Genomic DNA, 2,781 nt, shown 5'->3' with positions numbered 1-2,781 from the left:
AATCACATCCGATTCAGGCGATTCAATTCCTTTCCGGATGGGCTCTCAGGGAAGGTAGCCGGCTGCGTGATGGCCCCGGCATGCAGCATCGCCGGACCGGTCGCGACGCTGTACGCGACGAGCAAGATGCGCCTGCGCCCCGGCAGCAGGGCCACGACCGCCGGCGCCGTGCTGCGGTAGGGGATGTGCCCACCTGCATGCACTCGGCCATCACCCGGTTGGCTGCGGTGCATGCGCCCGGAGATACGCCAGCAGGGCCTTCACCCGCGCGGAGGCTGCCGCCTCGCGGGAATAAACCGCGAAGAGCGAAGGCCCCTCATAGCGATGGTCGGGCAGCACCTGCACCAGGCGGCCCGCGGCCAGATCCGCGGCTACCAGGAAGCGCGGCAGACGGGTTATGCCCAGACCGGCGATGGCCCATTCGCGCTGCTGGGTGGGTGCGGTGGTGCGGATGCGGCAGGTCATCTGCAGCTCATGCGCGCGCCCGTCGGGGCCGTGCAGCCGAAGGGCCTGCCGCATGCCGCCGAAGGCCGGTGAGCCAATCCAGGAATGCTGCGCCAACTCAGCGGCGTCCCGCGGCGGCCCGCCCGCGAGGGCGATGTAATCCGGCGCCGCCACGAGGGCGCCCTCATAGGTGCCGATACGACGGGCGATGAAGCCCTGCTCCGGCCGCCGAAGCCAGCCAAAGCGAAAGGCGACGTCAACGCCCTCGCGCCGCGGATCCACGATGACATCGGTCGCCAGCACGTCGACCGACAAGCCTTCGTGCTGCTTCAGGAAGCCGGCGAGCAGCGGCACCAGGATCACGTCCGCCACGCCGACGACGCAAGTTATTCGCAGCGTCCCTGCCAACCGGTTTGCCCCGCCGCGCACCTCAGCCAGGGCCGCCTCCGCCTGGGCGATCAGGGCGCGCCCGGCCAGGATGAGTTGTTCGCCGGACTGGGTTGGCCGCACCCCGCCGCGCGAGCGCAGCAGCAGCGGCGTGCCGACCTGCTCCTCAAGCGCCGCCACCCGCGCGCTGAGGGAGGATTTCGCCATGCCGAGCTGTGCTGCGGCGGGACTGATGCCGCCGGCGCTCACGACGCGTGCAAAGATTGCCAGGTCACCAAGTAGGCCACTGCGCTCCATCGTTCGATTTTACCGAACAATGAGTTCGCCGAATAGCTCCTCCGGCATGGGACCTGCCTTGCTAGCGTCGGGACATCAGACCGGAGATGCCCGATGCCCAGATCAGCGTTAGCTCCTACGCGACGGCAACTCGCCGGCGGGCTCGCTGCTCTTGCCGCGATACGGCCCGGCCGAGCGACTGCGAATGGCTGGCCAGAGCGCGGTGTGCGCCTGGTGACGCCGGCGGCGCCCGGCAGTTCCACCGACATGGTGGCACGCCTCTACGCCGAGCGTCTTGCCGCAGTCTGGGGCCAGCCTGTGGTAGTGGAACCGCGGACCGGTGCCGATGGCATTATTGCCGCCGAGGCGATGCTTGGCGCGCGGGACGGCCATACGCTGCTGTTCAGTCCCGCAGGGGTCGTCACCGTGACGCCCCTGCTCCGGGACCGGTTGCCCTTCGATCCCGTCAAGGACATCGTTCCCCTCTCGCTCGTGGCGACCGACTTTCTCTGCGTCGCCGTTACCGCGGCACTGCCGGAGGTGATGTCCCTGCCGCATCTCGTCGATGCGGCGCGGGAGCGGCCGGGAACACTCAGCTTTGCGGCCGGCCTGGGGGGCCTCAGCCTCGCCCTGCCGGCCTTCCTGCGGGAGCGAGGCCTTGCGGTGACGGTAGCCAGCTATCGCAGCCCGCCCGACGCGATCCCGGACCTGGTCGCGGGTAGGCTGCATGTCCTTCTCGGGCCGCTGGCGCCAATGCTCCGGCTCGCGCGGGACGGGCGCGTGCGGGTGCTGGCGGTGACCAACCCGGAACGCACGCCGGCCGCGCCCCAGGTGCCGACCGTGATCGAGGAAGGCTTTCCTGAACTTGAGGTGGAGGGAACCATCGGTCTATTCGGACCGCCAGGCCTGGCAGTCGAAGCTCGCAGCCGGATCAGCGAAGCGGTCATGCGCGCCGCGGCAGACCCCTCGCTCGCGGAGCGGCTTGGAAGCGCCGGAATCGTGCCGCGATCCGAGCCCGCCGACGCCTTTAGCCGACGCCTCACGCGCCAGCGGGCCCACTATGCCGCAATGGCTGCCCGGCACGGCACGCGAGCGCCGTGAGGTTCGCGGGTCGCCGCCGCCGCCGCGACACGCGCAGCACGGCTGACCCGGCCGCTGCGTGCCGCAGCGACAGCAGAGGTCAGCCTTCACGATACAGCAATCAATGGGCGGCGGCGTCGCCTCCATTGCAGAGGCGCTGTCCACTGTTTGCGTATTCGCAAATTGGCACCTCCACGATGATCTCCCGCGAAAGTTAGCGACAGCCACCACCACCAGGAGTTCGCAGCGCACCTCGTAACTGCACACTGGCAGATTATCGCCGTGCTGCTCCGCGGTGTGCCGGCCGCCACGGTGCATAGCGAATGCTCCGATCCACCGTGTCATGGAGGTGAAGCCTCGCGTGGAAATAGGAGGCAGTAGCCGGGAGATTGCGCATCTTCGTCGCCTTGAGCTGGCCGCAGCTTTCACTCACGCCTACCCAAAGCTGGATCGCTTCACTGCTGTGGAGAAACTCGAGGATGAAGGGATGTCCAAGCACCGCCGTATAGATGCGCGGCTTCGTGTCGAGGTTCTCCGCGACGCCGATGAGGGACAGCCGCTCCGTTTCGGAGAAGCGGGACCATTGATTGCCTA

General features: G+C 68.4%; 4 protein-coding genes. 2 read left to right on the top strand and 2 right to left on the bottom strand.

What is annotated here, in order from left to right; genetic code table 11:
- The coding region (locus ACFHNC_RS24540; RefSeq protein WP_437171862.1) for a hypothetical protein at positions 1-180 on the top strand (180 nt) is incomplete at its 5' end.
- Positions 181-210: 30 nt separating this feature from the next.
- Here the strand turns inward: ACFHNC_RS24540 and ACFHNC_RS24535 are convergent.
- Positions 211-1,128 (bottom strand): LysR family transcriptional regulator, encoded by a 918-nt coding sequence (locus ACFHNC_RS24535; RefSeq protein ID WP_437171861.1) that lies wholly within the window; start codon positions 1,126-1,128, stop codon positions 211-213.
- Positions 1,129-1,332: 204 nt separating this feature from the next.
- On the opposite strand from ACFHNC_RS24535, the gene ACFHNC_RS24530 reads away from it, so the two are divergent.
- Positions 1,333-2,208 (top strand): Bug family tripartite tricarboxylate transporter substrate binding protein, encoded by an 876-nt coding sequence (locus ACFHNC_RS24530; protein ID WP_437171860.1) that lies wholly within the window; start codon positions 1,333-1,335, stop codon positions 2,206-2,208.
- A 253-nt stretch (positions 2,209-2,461) separates the two neighbouring features.
- Here the strand turns inward: ACFHNC_RS24530 and ACFHNC_RS24525 are convergent.
- On the bottom strand, positions 2,462-2,781 hold a 320-nt coding region (locus ACFHNC_RS24525; RefSeq protein ID WP_437171859.1), incomplete at its 5' end, for a hypothetical protein.

The sequence above is a fragment of the Falsiroseomonas sp. E2-1-a4 genome, assembly GCF_051433165.1.
Classification (GTDB): Bacteria; Pseudomonadota; Alphaproteobacteria; order Acetobacterales; family Acetobacteraceae; genus Falsiroseomonas.
Note: the sequence above shows the minus strand (reverse complement) of the source record. Positions and strands in the feature narration are given on the sequence as shown.

Excerpts from the sequence above, each read along its gene's own strand:
- ACFHNC_RS24535 (WP_437171861.1), bottom strand. The coding sequence starts at position 1,128 with ATGGAGCGCAGTGGCCTACTTGGTGACCTGGCAATCTTTGCACGCGTC.